This is a genomic window from Variimorphobacter sp. HTMS_6 (assembly GCF_059717775.1).
The window spans coordinates 510,818-526,417 of sequence record NZ_AP046094.1; the positions used below are offsets into that span (position 1 = coordinate 510,818).

Below are 15,600 nucleotides of genomic sequence, written 5' to 3' on the forward strand. Positions count from 1 at the left end.
AAAGAAGATGAATTTAAAAAGATTGTTTTCAATTGTTCTCACGGTTTGTCTAATATCAGCATCATTAATGGCGTGTGGAGGAAAAAGTACAGGAAGTGCATCAAAGGATTTTGACTTCACATATAAGAGTGAGACGGTAACGATTAATAGCGAAGCAAAGGCATTGCTTAAGGCAGCAGGAACACCAAAGGCGACAAAGAAAACAGCAAGCTGTGCTTACGACGGTTATGACAGAACATATGAATATAGTGATTTCACAATACTAACCTATTCAAAAAGTAAGGATGGAGAAGAATATATTAATGGTATTAACTTAACCACTCCAAATAGCGCTACTAAGGAAGGCATAAAAATAGGAAGTACTCAGAAACAGGTATTTAAAGCTTACGGAACCGAGAAAGGAAAATTCGGAGTATATACATATACAAAGGGTAAGTCAAAGCTTGTAATTGAGCTGGATGATAAAGATACGGTAAGTAGCATTAAGTATATGCAAAAATAGCATGTCAGGAGTGAAGAGATGAAGAAAAGAAAATGGTTGGTATTTACATTGGTATTCATCATATCTATTGCTTTATATTTTGGCTTCGCTGCAGTTCTAATCACAGAGAATAGCTATAAAGGTGATCTTCCCACGAATAATAATTCCTCAGTTAATGGAGCGAATACGAAGGTAACAAAAACGCCAAAACCAAATACAGTCAAAACAAATACAAAGAAGGATAAAACCGCTCCGGTTATATCCGGAATGGTAGGAAAAGACAGCTATTTCGACGACACTGTATTTATGGTGGTTTACCCTGATAAAGAGTATGATTTTTCCGAATATGTGAAGGTTAAGGACGACAGTGGAGAGAACATAAAGATTAAGGTAGATACCAGTAAGGTGGATTACACAAAAGAAGGCGTTTATGAAATTACTTTTTCTGCTAAGGATAGCTCGGGAAACAAGGCAGTGGCAAACGCTAAAGTGCAGGTTAGGCTTCCGAAAAAAGTGGATCAGATGGCGGATGAATTGCTTAGTGAAATTGTGAATGACTCTATGAGTGATCAGGAAAAGGCTCAGGCCATCTACGTATATATTAGAAAGAACATTGCCTATGTTGATAATTATGATGAGGTGGACTGGGAGAAAGCAGCCGAATACGGTATGAAATATAATGGTGGAGATTGTTTTGCCTTTTATTCCGTATCAAGAAGTCTCCTTACCAGAGCCGGAATACCGAATATAATGGTTACCAGGTATAAAGGGAAAGGACACCACTGGTGGAATCTTGCATATATTGATGGAGGATGGTATCATTTTGACGCCACACCAAGAAACAAACAGGCTACCTTCTGCTTAGTAACCAGTGCTCAGCTGGCTGATTATTCTAGTAATGCGGGTAACACACATCTCTGGGATGAATCCAAATACCCAAAGACCGCTACGAAAGAAATCAGTAAGGTTGAGATGGGAAAACGCTACTAAGAGAAATATTAATAATATAAGAGACGCTCGTAGGTGATTTAAATCATTTATGGGCGTCTTTTTATATTCTTAGCCATTCGGTTGGTCATTGTCACGATGTGATGTTTTATCGATTGAGAAATATATGGTTTGTTCTCAAAAGAAACAGTTGACAATACGAATAAAAAGATTATAATAAATACATATTAATCATATAAGTATTATATGAGATTGTTGAAGACGAATATAATTAGATAAATTATACAGAAGATTAAGAAAGGTTAGGTGATTAAGATGAGTAAAAGAACATATGGTAAAGGATTTGGTTTTCAAACCAGAGCGGTACATACAGGGAACGATGTTGATGGTGAAACAGGTGCAATAAAGCGACCGATTACGATGGCGAACAGCTATGAGCTACCATATGATCCGTCCGATCTGAATTGGAGCAGTGCAGGGAAGAATCTCTATACGAGAAATGGGGGATCGAATCAGCAATATTTACAGGAAAAACTGGCATCACTGGAGAATGGTGAGGATTGTGTTGTGCTGGCTTCCGGTGTAGCTGCCTTGTCCGGGTTGTTCTTTTCTCTATTAAACAGAGGAGATCACGTTATTTATTCCAACATAACTTATGTTGCTGTTTATCGACTGCTGCATGAATTACTGAATGAGAAGTATGGAGTTGAAACTACGATTATAGATACTACGGATACAGAAGCAGTAAAAGCCGCAATCAGACCGAACACAAAGCTGATACATATTGAGACACCGGGAAATCCGACTCTTTCTGTATCGGATATAGAGATCTTAGCAAATCTGGCGCATGAGAATGGAATATTATTATCTGTTGATAATACCTTTGCATCCCCCTATAATCAAAGACCGATTGATTTGGGAGCAGATTTCTCAATTGAAAGCTTAACAAAATATATCAATGGTCATGGTGACGCGATGGGCGGAGCAATCATTGGTTCAAGAAAGTATTTGGACATCGTGAGATCACAGTCTCAGATAAATCTGGGAGGTGCAATTAGTCCCTTTAATGCATGGCTGATCATGAGAGGAGCGGTTACTCTTCCACTAAGAATGAGACAGCATAATGATAATGCATTGAAGGTGGCAAAATTTCTACAATCAGTGAAGGGTGTAAGTTTTGTATCCTATCCGGGGCTGGAAAGCCATCCGAACCATGAAGTTGCGAAAAAGCAGATGGTCGGTGGGTACGGCGGTGTTCTATCCTTTGGACTAAAGGCAGAACATGACACTTATAATCAATTTGTGAGTCACCTTAACGTGATTACTTCAGCTGTATCATTAGGACACGATGAAAGCCTTATTGTGTTTTTAGGTGAAAAGGATGAAAGGCAGTATCTATATCCAGAAGAATTTCATAAAGGATTCCTACGATTTAGTGTAGGAATTGAAGATGCTGAGGATATTATAGAGGATCTTAAGCAGGCTCTAGAGAAAGTAAATTTATTATAAGGTAAAACAGTAACCATAGAGAAAACCAAATGGTTGTGGATAAAAATATGATTTATCAATATCATTGGGGAATTATTTCATGATTTTGTATGAGAAGAAAGGAGATACTATGAGTGTTGTTATTATCGGAGGAATTGATCGCATGATTTGCCACTACAAGAATGTCTGCAAGAAGTATAATTGTAAAGCAAAAGTATTCACCCAAATGGCTCCTAATATGGGAAGTCAGATAGGGAGCCCGGACGTTGTTATCGTATTTACCAACACAGTATCTCATAAAATGGTTTACTGTGCGGTGGCGGAAGCAGAAAAGAACAATGTAGAGATCATCCGATGCCATTCCAGTAGCAAAAATGCACTGAGCGGAATCCTTGAGCGTGTATGTAATTAATGTATAGAGGGCAGTTGCTATAATAATTCATATAAAGGAACAAAGTTATTTGCCTCACACACAGGTTGAAAGACACTATGTCCAATATTGTATTTCGTAGTCGTACAGATTAGTTCGCCTTCGAAATACAATTTAGAACATAGTGTCTTTCAAACAGTGCATTATGGCAATATAACATTATTCCTTACGAATTAATATAGCAACAGCCCTTTTTAAGATTTATAGGTTATAGATTAAGGTTTCCTGATGATTAGCTCTTTGACGGTACTTTATGATGTGTTATCACTTGGTAATTTTCATAGGCTTCATTCCAGTGATCGTACCGTTCATCACCACGGTGGTCAGTGAGTTCAGAATGCATCGATAGATATTTACCTATATAGGAGGTGGCTTTTTTTGCACCATAATAATTCAAGTGGTTACCTTTATCACGTGTGTCTTTTAACCAGTTTATTTTTAAATCACGAAGGTGTAAGTTCAGATCAATATATGGCAAATTGTTCTCCTTTGCATAAAGAGAAGCCGTATTGTGCTTTGCATAGGTCCAGCATAAGGGTGTTGGAGCACTATATAGGATCAACTGGATATGACGTTCATTACACAAATCTACAATTTTATTCAAATAAGAAAGAGCAGGATCACTGATATCTACAGTTTTATCAGTTTTGTGAATATAGGGACCCTTTTTATAAGGTTTGATTTTCGGATTGAATTTAAAGCCCTCAATAACTTTTGTAGGAATCGCCGGTTCTTGTTTGAGTGGATTTACTTTTAAACTTTTAATATTAAAATGAGCCCAGTCATTATGGTATTGAAAAACAGGGAAATTATATTTCATACCGTAATCTACCGAATTTTCAAGCTTGGTGACATATGTAAATTTTCGATAGAATACATTTGTTTCCAGTAAAACAACTTTTGGAGATTGACGCTTTAGAACCTTCTTAAACCAATAATAGGTATCCTGTAATTTCTGTCCGGGAATGCCGCAATTATAGCCGGTATATCCATGTTGATTCCATACCTCAATCGGAGATATGCTGGCACTGCATTCACTGTCACCAATCAAAAGATAATCAACTGAGTCCTTTGGTGCATGCAGAATACCACTCATCTTACTATAAGGGCCCACATAATAGCCATTATGGTTAAGAAAATCTGATATTAAAATTAAAAGGATAAAAAGACCAAATATAAATACCAGTGGTTTTATAATATTTTTATATCTCATTTTCATAATTCTACCTCATAAACTAATTTTAAAATCCTGCGTATATTAATTTAGCCGGAAGATAAGAATCACCATATGCGCCTAGTATGATTACAAGGATAATTGCAGCATATAGGACGCTCCATCGAACAACAAGATTCCAACTCGCTATTCTTTCACGAATTGATATCCCTTTCTCATGTAACAGATCCACGATAAACACAATAATTAGCCCAAAGAGAACGGCGAGATAGTCATGTTTGCTCAGACCTATCTTGAACAGCGAACCATCAGTTAGCACTGACCATTGGAAGTTGGTAAAGATGGATTCAAATAATTGCAATCCTCTTTTTAAACCATTTGCACGAAAGAAGAGCTCACCTGTGAATACGATGAGAAGCATTTTAATGGTCTGAACGGTTCGGTAGGGTATACTATTACGGTTAATTTTAAGATATGACATAACATATTGAACTAGCGGTTCAAAGGTATTGCCAAGTAAGATTAATGTAAAGTAGTACATACCGTAAAATATATAATTCCATCCGGTACCATGCCATAAGCCGTTGCAGATCCAAACTCCAAATAGTGCAATGGAGGAGGGAATGATTTGACCCATATGCTTACCGAATTTCGCTTTCGATTTTTTACCTAGGTTTTTAACGAATTTAGTTAATGATATTGGGTAAAAGATATAATCTTTTAGCCAGCTACCGAGCGTAATATGCCACCTTCTCCAAAATTCAGAGGGCGTTTTGGAAAAGAAGGGTTGACGGAAATTCTCAGGGATAACTACGCCAAACATCTCACCCGTACCGATGGTAATATCAATACAACCGGAGAAATCTGCATAAAGTTGAAAGGTATATAGTATAGCTGCCACTATAATCACAAAACCACCATAATGTGTATTGGTTTTATCAAATACTCGTTCTACCAGTAGATTTAGCCGATCAGCTATAATAAGCTTTTTGAATAAACCCCAGAGAATGCGCTGTAAACCAAAAGTAATGTTCTTATAATTTAACGGAGTACCATTGAATAATGCCTCTGCAGTTTGAGAGTAGCGACAAATAGGGCCTTCTAGGAGTGTAGGAAAAAAGGACATATATAACGCAAGTCTGCCTAAATTCTTATCCGGCTCAATCTTTTGGTAATAAATATCGAGGAGATAGGAGATTGCCTGTAGTGTATAGAAGGATATACCAATTGGAACTACAAATTTTAGGTTAGGCATCAGGATAGGTGAGGATACCAATTTCAATACATGGTTAATGTTACCGCTTAAAAAATGCGTATATTTTAACACAATTAATATAATAAGCTGCATTAGCATTCCAAACCACAGGATGCGAAATTTCTTCTTTGCATAAATAGATTTTAATTCTTTTTTATTCTCCGAAGTACTTCTTTTTTCCATATAGTCTTTTTTACTGTTCATAAACCAGAGCCCAATCAAATGCATGGATATCGTTGAAAAGAGTAGATAACCCAAAAGCATTCCGCTAATCGAATAGAAGAAAAGATAACTGAATGTTAGCAGAATCTTCCATCTGTGACGTTGGGACACCAATTGATACGAGAAAAGTACAATCGGGAAGAATACAAAAAGATATAAGGGGGAGGTATAATTCATGGTTTATTCCTCTTGTAAGCGAAGTATCATGTTCCACATCGCATTTGCTGAATTGAAGTTTGCAGGTACTAAATCAACTGGTGTAATTTCAATTACAAATTCGTCTTCTAATTCCGCTACAAGGGAAAGGATGGAAAAGGAATCCAGTCTTCCATCATCAATCAAGCGGGTTTCCGTATTGTAGTCGATTGCAGAATTAGTATTTTTTAAGATTGTAAGTAATTTTTCCATATTATTGATCTCCATTCATATCATTATTAAAATAATTTAAAGTATTTGTTTGGTACGTTTTTCTAGCTACACGTATGTTCTTCTCCCCGGAATACATTAAAACCTGGGGTAAGTCACGGCTTAGGAATAAAGAGATTCCTTCTGTAACAGAGTAAGCACCGGCTTTTTGAAATATCAACTTATCTCCGATATGAAGATTAGTAAAAGGATATTGTCTTACCAGAATATCATTGATGGAACACAAGGATCCACACACGGTCCAATTCTCTGACTCACCATCGCCTTGATTCCAATGCCTGATTGGAGGTTTTTTCATCGCCATCATCTGTCCGAAGTAATTCATCTGATGAATACCGCCGTCAACGATACAATAGGATTCCCCCTTATTCTTTTTCAGATCGACAACACTTGTTACATAATATCCGCAATTGGCTGCAATGAATCTTCCTAATTCGAGAGAGATTTTGCCGCTGAATTTGAGATTGCTAAGGAGGGCTGCAAGAGATTCTAGCATAGAATCCTCTTCATCCTTTTCCTCATCAAAATAATAAATCGGAAGACCGGATCCATATTCTAACTTGTTTACAACAAAACCGTATTGCTCTTTTAAGTCCATGCAAAAATGATCAAGCATAGTAAGCTCATGTTCATGCTTGTTGGGAGATTTTTTCTGTGTACCTGAGAAGAATTGAATTCCCTCAATGCAGATAAACGGATATTGATCCCGGTTTTCAATGATTTCACGTATCAATGCTTCATCCATTCCAAATTGATTACCTGATGTCAGACGCAGGAGAACTCGGAGCGTCAATTGATTCTCCGCTGAGTACTGTTCTAAAAGCTGCCACTGGGTGTAGGATTCAATGGTGTATGTGATTTGACTGTTATATGTTTGTAAAGCATACATTATGTCATCCTGTTTTTTATAAACACCTGACATAACGATTTTCCCCATTGGGAGGGTGGCTCTTTCGCATATATGAAATTCGCCGGGTGAACAGACCTCAAAGTAATCCACCAGATGCTCCAATTCTTTTACCAGAAAAGGATTTGCCTTCATGGCATAACATAGTTCCACCTTAGGACCGAGTACAGAACGGATTTTGTTGATCTGCCTGGCCAAACGGTCCGTATCAAATAGATAAAACGGAGTTTTGTATTCCTTGATGATATCATCAAGCGCTTGCTCCTTCATAGTATTAACCATACCCTTTCTTATAGCCTGCAAACTTTGGGCCGCAGGCACAAATTTGTGTGTGAAAAATTTATTTTTCACACTCCTCCAACCATTTCTAATAATTTTTTTCTATCAATCTTACCGTTAGGCGAGATTGGTAGTTCCTCCATTGTTACAAATTGGGAGGGAATCATATAGGTCGGTACAGATTCCTGCATCTTGGTTCGTATCTGTGCATCATCCATACTTCCTATATAAAATGCAAATATTCTGTTTTTCACGTTGTCAAAGACGCAGCATGCTCGTGATATATTGTCGTAACTGTTGATGATTAACTCAATTTCTTCAAGCTCGATTCGATGTCCCATATGTTTGATCTGGAAATCTTTTCGCCCTCCAAAGCAAAGATTATTATCGCCATTATAATATGCTAAGTCGCCGGTTCTGTATATTGGCTCAATATAATATGGATTCAATGGATTCTGGATAAATGCCTTCTGTGTTTGTATGGGATTATTGTAATATCCTAAGGCAAGCGCGGTGCCTGATACGCAGATTTCTCCCATAGTACCTGGATCAATAATTAATTGATCATTTTCATCAAGCAGAAAAACCTTTTCATTCGGAAATGCTTTTCCGATGGGGAGTATCTCTTCTAATTCATAATCTCGGTCAATGCGAAAATATGTGCAATTGCAGGTGATTTCTGTCGGTCCATACAGATTAACATACATAGCATTTGGAAGATACTTTTGCCATAGTTTGAGATGTTTGATCGGCATTGCTTCCCCGCTGAATAGAATCTTATTCACTGTAGTCGGAACTTTGTAGCTTAAACCTCTCAGCTGGGTAATCATACACAGTGCAGATACCGCCCAGATGAAGGTGGTTACTCCGTGATCGCAGATATAATCTAGTAACTGCATCGGTATGGAGAATAGCTTTTTGGGGATAATCACCATGGTGGCTCCTACCTTGAGGGTGGAATAGATATCCTTCACAGATACATCAAAATCAAAGGGAGCCTGATTTCCAATGATATCTTGGGAGGTAATATCGAATAACGATGGAAAATACTCCATGAAATCAATAACCGAGCGGTGACTGACTAATACACCTTTTGGTACCCCGGTAGAGCCTGAAGTAAAATTGCAATAGAGGGGGTCTATATCCATTGAGGAAGTCCGGATACTCTGCAATTTATCTGAGTTAATGTCATGTAGGACTAAATCGGAATAGCCTAGAATTCTACCGGAGAATTCGATATCCTCCAATCGATTGAAATGATCGGTTAGTGTTATGATACAATCACTCTGTGATACCTCCAGTATCTGGCGGATACGTGCGGCCGGCTGATCAGGGCTGATTAAAGTATAAAAGCAGCCACTATATACGACTCCCATAAATGTTGTAAGTGCTTCAATACATTTATCCATGAATACCACTACCGGTTTACGGGCGGTTACAATATCTGCTAGTGCACTGCCAATACTCCTTGCATTATTCTTCAACTCAAGATAGGTACATGTTGCTTCGGAATCGAGTACAGCTATTTTGTCTGGAGTTTTCCCGGCAGAAGCTTCTAGATATTCTAAAACATTAGTCATCTGATTTCCTCCTTTTCACTGCGTTCAATTGGAAATATGATGAGTACTTGAAAATTGTCATCCTTTTTTATGGTTTCAAATCTACCGTTCATCTGTTCCACTATTTTTTTGCAGGTTTTTAATCCGATATTGGTACTATCGGTGAGTTCACTGTCTATTTTAATTTCATTTGACATTGATATAATTAATTCACTGTGGTCAACGGCTCCGCGAATGACTATAGGAGTATTGAGTGCAGCATATTTAATGATATTTGAAAAAAGATTATCAAATAAGCGCTTTAAGTACAGGATGTCTACCGTGATAGTGCAGGATTCTTCAACGAGTTCAGATTGTACCTCAAAACCGATATTTGTTAATTCGAAGATGTGTTCACCGAGTAATTGCTCAAATAGAATTTGAACATCGTAGGTGCTCATCTCCATCTGGATATTTTCCTTACCAAATACAAGGAAATATTGAAATAGTTTATCGGATAAGTCCTTAAGTTGAATGGATTTTTCCTTGCAATTTTTTATATATTTATCAAACTGCTCCGAAGAGTAGTAATTTTTTGCGTCCAATATCTCAAGATATCCGATTAAAGAGGTTAATGGTGTTCGAATATCGTGTGACATTGAGGTGATTAATTCGCTGTTTGCATCCCATGCATCCTTTTCACTTTTATGTCTGGCAATAATAGAGTTACGCATATTATTCGCATTTTTCCCAAGTAAGGATATCTCATCATTCCCGGTAGAGTGAATTACATGATCCAGGTTACCATTCTCAATTAAGGACACATCCTTTGATAAATGAACAATACGGCGAATAAGATAGCGATTATAAAACATCAATATCATAAATAAACTGAGAAAAAAAACGGCATAGGACAGTGATGTCACGAGATGATACCATTTTGTTTCAGAGGAGTCTGTAAAGGATACTGCATAAGATTTATCACTGAAATTGATATGACAGACAGAACGTTCCAGCTTAATATTGATTTTCACATTGTTAAGTGTATCTTTACCGATCAAGGGGAATTTGCTTTGAAGACCATTTTCAGGAAAATCATGATCAGGGAACTTATCACTCCAAAAACCGGATTCGTAAATAATCTCGCCCTTGGAGTAAACAACCAGATATACATATTGCTGATTTTTTACCCACCTAGATATACCTTTAACATTCTTAATTGATATATTTCGCTCGGTCACATAGGACTGAAATGAATTTTGATAGTTGTTTAATCTTTTTGTTACATTCGCTTCATCAAGATAATTTCTTGAAATCATGAAATTTCCGAAGGTTTGCGATAGTAGGAACATTCCTAAGCTGATTATTGTGCCTATAGTTAAAACAAACATTTGCTTGTATCTTAGTGAAAACATATATTATACCTCATCAATTTGATATCCTTTTCCCCATATTGTGCGAATAATCGTGGGGTTGTTATAATCAAGTTCTAACTTTTTACGAAGGTTTAAAATATGAACCATGATTGTGTTGTGAGAGTTCGGAAGGAACTTCTCATTCCATACTCCTTCGTAGATGGTGCGGGCATCATTCGCCCTTCCATTATTACGAATAAGGTACATTAATACTTGATATTCCGTATCAGTGAGATCGATTTTTTGGGTTTCACGAAAGACCAGTCTATTGGCTGTGTCAATTAAGATATCCTGAAGACGTAATTCACTGGTATGTGTCCTAACTTCTTCCTTCCCTTTGTACACTACATAACGCCTTAACAGAGATTGTACCTTCATAATTAACTCTGCCTGTGAAAAGGGTTTGACCAGATAATCATCACCACCATTTTGATAAGCGGCTGCTTTATCCGTTACCTTTGATTTCGCGGTCAAGAATAGGATAGGAGCCGAAGTTAACGTTCGTAATTCGTTGCAAGCATCGATTCCGGATAATACAGGCATCATGATGTCCAGAATGATTAGGTCAATGTTCGGATACTTTTTAACAGCATCAATTGCTTTTTTGCCGTTAACAGCTTCTAATACTGCATATCCTTTATTCTCTAACTGGATTCGGAGAACTTCTCTGATATTCACATCATCATCTACTACTAAAATCTGCTGCATCATTGAATCCATAAAAGACCAACCTTTCATTATATTCGTCATGTTCTAATAGCATGATTATATCACTTAAATTTGGAAAAACAACGAAATTGGAATAAATTAAGAATTCTTAAGAAATTATTTAAATATAAGCATACTAAACCTATTGACAAAGTATGGAATAATGAGTATAATCTCTCTAACAAAACATATATAATATATATGGATTATATGCGAGGGCGAGTTATGGAGAGATTCAATGAGATAATATTGCTATTCTACATAAAGAACGGAATACGATGTTGTACCACAGATAAGGATGATATGCAGGCGATTGATAATTAGTAATTAATTTTCGATTATGATGGAGTATATAGGCTGTGTTGCGTAAAGGTATGCAATGGGAAGGAGTATTATGAGTTTAAAGAAATTATTATCAGTGGGGTTAGTAACGGTATTATTAGGTGGCCTATTGGTTGGTTGCGGAGAAAAGAAGGAAAGCGAAACCTCCGGTAAGCCAAAATCAATTGAGATAACAAATGTATCCTATGATCCGACCAGAGAACTTTATGAAGCATATAATAAGGAATTTGCAAAGCATTGGGAGGAAAAGACCGGTCAAAAAGTAACCGTTACGCAATCCCACGGAGGTTCCGGAAAGCAGGCTCGTTCTGTTATTGAAGGAAATGAAGCGGATGTTGTAACTCTTGCACTTGGATATGATATCACAGCAATCGAAGAGGCAGGTCTAATTGAGAAAGGGTGGGAAAGTGAGTTTGAGAATAACAGTGCTCCTTACACATCAACCATCGTGTTCTTAGTTCGTAAGGGAAACCCGAAGCAGATTAAGGACTGGGGCGATTTGGTTAAAGAAGGTGTGCAGGTTATTACCCCGAACCCTAAGACCTCCGGTGGAGCTAGATGGAACTACTTGGCTGCTTGGGCGTATGCGGATAAATTATATAATCATGATGAAGCAAAAGTGAAGGAGTTTATTAAGAAGCTATATCAGAATGTATTGGTACTTGATTCCGGAGCAAGAGGTTCGACTACAACTTTTGTTGAGAACGGCCAGGGTGATGTACTGATTGCTTGGGAGAATGAAGCATACTTATCAATAAAAGAAAATCCGGATAAATATGAGATTATTACACCATCTCTTAGTATCCTGGCAGAACCACCGGTAGCAATCGTCGATAAAGTGGTGGATAAGCGAGGATCCAGAGAAGTTTCAACGGAGTATTTAAAATATCTATACAGCGACGCAGCTCAGAAAATTGCCGGTGAAAATTACTACAGACCGAGCAATCCAAAGATTTTAGCAGAATTCAGTAAGCAGTTTAATACTAATTTAGAGCTTGTAACGATACGTGATAGTCTATTTGGTGGTTGGGATAAGGCGCAGGAGAAGCATTTTAACGACGGCGGAATTTTTGACCAAATATACACTGGTAAGTAATTTGTGAACTAGAAATTTACATCCAGGATTGACAATTTGAATTAGTGAATAAGTGTCAACAAGTTGATGCTTTAATTAAAAATTAATAAGTGGAGGCATTGAAACTATGAAGTGGAGTAAAAAAAGGCAGGTAATTCCGGGCTTTGGTATATCGATGGGAGTTACGATAACCTTGCTAAGTCTTATCGTATTAATACCGATGGCATCACTGGTTCTCAATGCCTCTACTATGGGCTTACATACATTTGTCGATACGGTTACGGACAAAAGAGTTGTAAACGGATATTTGGTCAGCTTTTCCTGCGCGCTGGTTGCGGCTTTGATTAATGCAGTATTTGGCGTGATTATCGCTTGGGTATTAGTCCGTTATGATTTCCCGTTCAAGCGATTTATAGATGGGTTGATTGAACTGCCTTTTGCAATCCCGACCGCGGTAGCAGGCATTGCATTAACCACATTATATTCGAATAAGGGTATGATTGGCGGACCGCTCGGAGCACTTGGAATAAAGGTTTCCTATACCAAGCTGGGCATTATCATTGCCATGATTTTTATCGGTATTCCCTTTATCGTCAGAACCATTCAGCCGGTACTTGAGGATCTGGATCCGCAGTATGAGGAAGCAGGTAATGTCTTGGGTGCGAGCAAGGCATATATCTTTTTTAACATAGTACTTCCGGAAATTAGACCGGCATTGTTAACCGGATTTGGGTTGGCCTTTGCCAGAGCGGTCGGCGAATATGGAAGTGTTGTATTTATTGCAGGTAACATTCCATTTAAAACAGAGATTGCACCGCTACTGATTATGAGTAAATTAGAGCAGTTTAATTACAACGGGGCAAATGCCATAGCTTTAGTGATGTTAGCAGTATCCTTTGTGATCTTATTTGCGATTAATTCAGTTCAGGTATATGCGAACCGATTTACGAAGGAATAGAAGGGAGAGAATCGATATGGCTAAGAGCAATCAGAAAACATCAAAATTAATTCCGAGACTGTTAATTACGATCACCGTCCTATTCCTTTTTATTATGCTGGTGATGCCGTTAATTGTTGTAGTTACTGAGGCATTGAGTAAAGGATTTGATCTATATCAGAAAGCAGTAACGGATTCATATACCCTGAAGGCTTTAATACTTACCCTTCAAGCCACCGTTGCAGCGATTATCATCAACACGATATTTGGACTGTTCGCTGCTTGGACAATTACAAAGTATCATTTTAAAAGAAAGAAATTATTAACCACCTTAATCGATATCCCATTTGCAATCTCACCGATTATCGCAGGCTTGATTTTCATTCTTACCTTCGGCAGAATTGGATGGGCACATGGAATTCTAGAAGCACTGGATGTTAAAATCGTGTTTGCAGTTCCAGGAATTATTCTGGGTACAATATTCGTTACCTTCCCCTTTATCTCCAGAGAGATTATTCCTGTGTTGAATGCACAGGGAAGTGATCAGGAGGAGGCAGCAGCGATTATGGGAGCCAGTGCATTTCATATCTTTCGTAAGATTACATTTCCTCAGATAAAATGGGCTTTCTTATACGGCATCGTTCTTTGTACCGCGAGAGCGATGGGTGAGTTTGGCGCTGTATCCGTATTATCCGGTCACCTAAGGGGTAAGACGATAACACTTCCGCTACAGGTGGAGATTTTATTCAGTGAATTCAATTTTACCGCTGCATTCGCAGTATCCTCCCTACTGGTTATCCTAGCAGTTATTATCTTGATTATAAGAAATATTCTGGAATACAAAATGAAAAAGGCAGGTGTTAAGGAATGTATGTAGAATTGAAAAATATTAATAAATCCTTTGGTGATTTTAAGGCTTCGAACAATATCAACTTTACCATTGAACAAGGGAAATTAATCGGTTTACTGGGGCCTAGCGGAAGCGGAAAGACGACAATACTTCGTATGCTGGCAGGCCTGGAACGACCAGATTCCGGTGATATCTTTATTAATGGAACCAGAGTCAATGATATGCCGCCTTCAAAAAGAGGTATCGGCTTTGTATTTCAAAATTACGCACTGTTTCGTTACATGAATGTTTTCGACAATATTGCCTTTGGGCTGGAGCTTCAAAAGAAGAATAAGAAGGAATGTAAGGAGCGGGTAAATGAACTTCTTTCATTAATAGGTTTGGAGGGAATGGGACATCGATACCCGCATCAATTATCCGGTGGTCAAAAGCAAAGAGTCGCATTTGCCAGAGCACTGGCTCCCAATCCGCAGCTACTGTTACTTGATGAGCCCTTTGCGGCTATTGATGCGAAGGTGAGACAGGAGCTTAGGAGTTGGTTGAAGGATACGATTAATAAGGTTGGAATTACCAGTATCTTTGTAACCCACGACCAGGATGAAGCAATTGAAGTGGCGGATGAAATTATCATAACCAATCATGGTGAGATTGAGCAGATTGGGACACCGATTGAGATATATCGAAATCCATCCACGCTTTTTGTGGCCGAGTTTGTAGGGCAGTCCTCCTTACTTGAGGGATATGAGAGGCTAAAGGGCTTTGAACGGGTAGAGAATATCTCGAAAGCGGTGATCAGACCGGAATTTATAAAGATTACGAAGAAGGAAGAGACGCTGCTTTATCCGAAATCCGTTGAGGAAGGAACCGTAGTGGATTTGTCATTTCGTGGAAGTTATACGGAAGTAAAATTAAAGGTGAAGGATTTTGTTCTTACCGCAACAAGGTCACTTGAGGAAGTGCCGGTCAGTGTGGGGGAGAAAATTGATGTATTAATCTATCGCTTGTTTGTGTACGGGGACAACACCCACTGTGTTTTAGAGAATAATTCAATCGAAGATAAAAATCCGATCTACTTATAAGATTACATAAGTTCATGCTTATTAGAATAGCAACAGCATCATATTT

The 15,600-nt window shown here is 38.0% G+C and carries 15 protein-coding genes; 8 read left to right on the forward strand and 7 right to left on the reverse strand.

Annotated features, from left to right (window positions below; all coding sequences use genetic code 11):
- The first annotated feature begins 7 nt into the window (after nt 1–7).
- The 4 genes from AC6IWN_RS02265 to AC6IWN_RS02280 all read left to right on the forward strand — a co-directional run bounded on the left by AC6IWN_RS02265 (nt 8) and on the right by AC6IWN_RS02280 (nt 3,329).
- Complete coding sequence (locus AC6IWN_RS02265) at nt 8–502, forward strand: hypothetical protein (protein WP_497990653.1); 495 nt, start codon at nt 8–10, stop codon at nt 500–502.
- Between the two features lie 18 nt (nt 503–520).
- Nucleotides 521–1,471: a transglutaminase domain-containing protein gene (locus AC6IWN_RS02270; protein WP_497990655.1), complete on the forward strand. Its 951-nt coding sequence runs from the start codon at nt 521–523 to the stop codon at nt 1,469–1,471.
- A 273-nt stretch (nt 1,472–1,744) separates the two neighbouring features.
- The gene (locus tag AC6IWN_RS02275; RefSeq protein WP_497990657.1) at nt 1,745–2,938 is read left to right on the forward strand and encodes a trans-sulfuration enzyme family protein; all 1,194 of its coding nucleotides are present in this window, start codon (nt 1,745–1,747) and stop codon (nt 2,936–2,938) included.
- A 109-nt stretch (nt 2,939–3,047) separates the two neighbouring features.
- Nucleotides 3,048–3,329 (forward strand): DUF2325 domain-containing protein, encoded by a 282-nt coding sequence (locus AC6IWN_RS02280; RefSeq protein WP_497990659.1) that lies wholly within the window; start codon nt 3,048–3,050, stop codon nt 3,327–3,329.
- Between the two features lie 250 nt (nt 3,330–3,579).
- On the opposite strand, the gene AC6IWN_RS02285 is transcribed toward AC6IWN_RS02280, so the two are convergent.
- The 7 genes from AC6IWN_RS02285 to AC6IWN_RS02315 all read right to left on the reverse strand — a co-directional run bounded on the left by AC6IWN_RS02285 (nt 3,580) and on the right by AC6IWN_RS02315 (nt 11,283).
- Nucleotides 3,580–4,566, reverse strand: a complete 987-nt coding sequence (locus AC6IWN_RS02285; protein WP_497990661.1) for an SGNH/GDSL hydrolase family protein — start codon at nt 4,564–4,566, stop codon at nt 3,580–3,582.
- A 22-nt stretch (nt 4,567–4,588) separates the two neighbouring features.
- Nucleotides 4,589–6,175, reverse strand: a complete 1,587-nt coding sequence (locus AC6IWN_RS02290; protein WP_497990662.1) for an MBOAT family O-acyltransferase — start codon at nt 6,173–6,175, stop codon at nt 4,589–4,591.
- Nucleotides 6,176–6,178: 3 nt separating this feature from the next.
- On the reverse strand, nt 6,179–6,406 hold the full coding sequence (locus AC6IWN_RS02295) for a phosphopantetheine-binding protein (RefSeq protein WP_497990664.1): 228 nt from the start codon (nt 6,404–6,406) through the stop codon (nt 6,179–6,181).
- A 1-nt stretch (nt 6,407) separates the two neighbouring features.
- Nucleotides 6,408–7,613, reverse strand: a complete 1,206-nt coding sequence (locus AC6IWN_RS02300; RefSeq protein ID WP_497990666.1) for a diaminopimelate decarboxylase family protein — start codon at nt 7,611–7,613, stop codon at nt 6,408–6,410.
- A 65-nt stretch (nt 7,614–7,678) separates the two neighbouring features.
- On the reverse strand, nt 7,679–9,190 hold the full coding sequence (locus AC6IWN_RS02305) for an amino acid adenylation domain-containing protein (RefSeq protein WP_497990668.1): 1,512 nt from the start codon (nt 9,188–9,190) through the stop codon (nt 7,679–7,681).
- A complete protein-coding gene (locus AC6IWN_RS02310) occupies nt 9,187–10,467 on the reverse strand; it encodes a sensor histidine kinase (RefSeq protein WP_497990669.1) in 1,281 nt (426 codons plus the stop codon). The genes AC6IWN_RS02305 and AC6IWN_RS02310 overlap by 4 nt, the downstream gene beginning before the upstream one ends.
- A gap of 99 nt (nt 10,468–10,566) precedes the next feature.
- Entirely contained in the window at nt 10,567–11,283 is a 717-nt protein-coding gene (locus tag AC6IWN_RS02315; protein WP_497990671.1) for a response regulator transcription factor, read from the reverse strand.
- A 382-nt stretch (nt 11,284–11,665) separates the two neighbouring features.
- On the opposite strand from AC6IWN_RS02315, the gene AC6IWN_RS02320 reads away from it, so the two are divergent.
- From AC6IWN_RS02320 to AC6IWN_RS02335, 4 genes are all read left to right on the forward strand, one after another.
- Nucleotides 11,666–12,709, forward strand: a complete 1,044-nt coding sequence (locus AC6IWN_RS02320; protein ID WP_497990673.1) for a sulfate ABC transporter substrate-binding protein — start codon at nt 11,666–11,668, stop codon at nt 12,707–12,709.
- A 106-nt stretch (nt 12,710–12,815) separates the two neighbouring features.
- Nucleotides 12,816–13,646, forward strand: coding sequence for a sulfate ABC transporter permease subunit CysT (gene cysT / locus AC6IWN_RS02325; RefSeq protein WP_497990675.1), 831 nt, complete (start codon nt 12,816–12,818; stop codon nt 13,644–13,646).
- Nucleotides 13,647–13,662: 16 nt separating this feature from the next.
- Entirely contained in the window at nt 13,663–14,502 is an 840-nt protein-coding gene (cysW, locus tag AC6IWN_RS02330) for a sulfate ABC transporter permease subunit CysW (RefSeq protein ID WP_497990677.1), read from the forward strand.
- On the forward strand, nt 14,493–15,554 hold the full coding sequence (locus tag AC6IWN_RS02335; protein WP_497990679.1) for an ABC transporter ATP-binding protein: 1,062 nt from the start codon (nt 14,493–14,495) through the stop codon (nt 15,552–15,554). Before cysW ends, AC6IWN_RS02335 begins: the two co-directional genes overlap by 10 nt.
- Nucleotides 15,555–15,600 lie beyond the last annotated feature (46 nt).

What these genes read in the sequence shown, in the direction of transcription:
- AC6IWN_RS02265 (WP_497990653.1), top strand. Translation starts at nt 8, where the DNA reads ATGAATTTAAAAAGATTGTTTTCAATTGTTCTCACGGTTTGTCTAATA.
- AC6IWN_RS02270 (WP_497990655.1), top strand. Translation starts at nt 521, where the DNA reads ATGAAGAAAAGAAAATGGTTGGTATTTACATTGGTATTCATCATATCT.
- AC6IWN_RS02275 (WP_497990657.1), top strand. Translation starts at nt 1,745, where the DNA reads ATGAGTAAAAGAACATATGGTAAAGGATTTGGTTTTCAAACCAGAGCG.
- AC6IWN_RS02280 (WP_497990659.1), top strand. Translation starts at nt 3,048, where the DNA reads ATGAGTGTTGTTATTATCGGAGGAATTGATCGCATGATTTGCCACTAC.
- AC6IWN_RS02285 (WP_497990661.1), bottom strand. Translation starts at nt 4,566, where the DNA reads ATGAAAATGAGATATAAAAATATTATAAAACCACTGGTATTTATATTT.
- AC6IWN_RS02290 (WP_497990662.1), bottom strand. Translation starts at nt 6,175, where the DNA reads ATGAATTATACCTCCCCCTTATATCTTTTTGTATTCTTCCCGATTGTA.
- AC6IWN_RS02295 (WP_497990664.1), bottom strand. Translation starts at nt 6,406, where the DNA reads ATGGAAAAATTACTTACAATCTTAAAAAATACTAATTCTGCAATCGAC.
- AC6IWN_RS02300 (WP_497990666.1), bottom strand. Translation starts at nt 7,613, where the DNA reads ATGGTTAATACTATGAAGGAGCAAGCGCTTGATGATATCATCAAGGAA.
- AC6IWN_RS02305 (WP_497990668.1), bottom strand. Translation starts at nt 9,190, where the DNA reads ATGACTAATGTTTTAGAATATCTAGAAGCTTCTGCCGGGAAAACTCCA.
- AC6IWN_RS02310 (WP_497990669.1), bottom strand. Translation starts at nt 10,467, where the DNA reads ATGATTTCAAGAAATTATCTTGATGAAGCGAATGTAACAAAAAGATTA.
- AC6IWN_RS02315 (WP_497990671.1), bottom strand. Translation starts at nt 11,283, where the DNA reads ATGGATTCAATGATGCAGCAGATTTTAGTAGTAGATGATGATGTGAAT.
- AC6IWN_RS02320 (WP_497990673.1), top strand. Translation starts at nt 11,666, where the DNA reads ATGAGTTTAAAGAAATTATTATCAGTGGGGTTAGTAACGGTATTATTA.
- cysT (WP_497990675.1), top strand. Translation starts at nt 12,816, where the DNA reads ATGAAGTGGAGTAAAAAAAGGCAGGTAATTCCGGGCTTTGGTATATCG.
- cysW (WP_497990677.1), top strand. Translation starts at nt 13,663, where the DNA reads ATGGCTAAGAGCAATCAGAAAACATCAAAATTAATTCCGAGACTGTTA.
- AC6IWN_RS02335 (WP_497990679.1), top strand. Translation starts at nt 14,493, where the DNA reads ATGTATGTAGAATTGAAAAATATTAATAAATCCTTTGGTGATTTTAAG.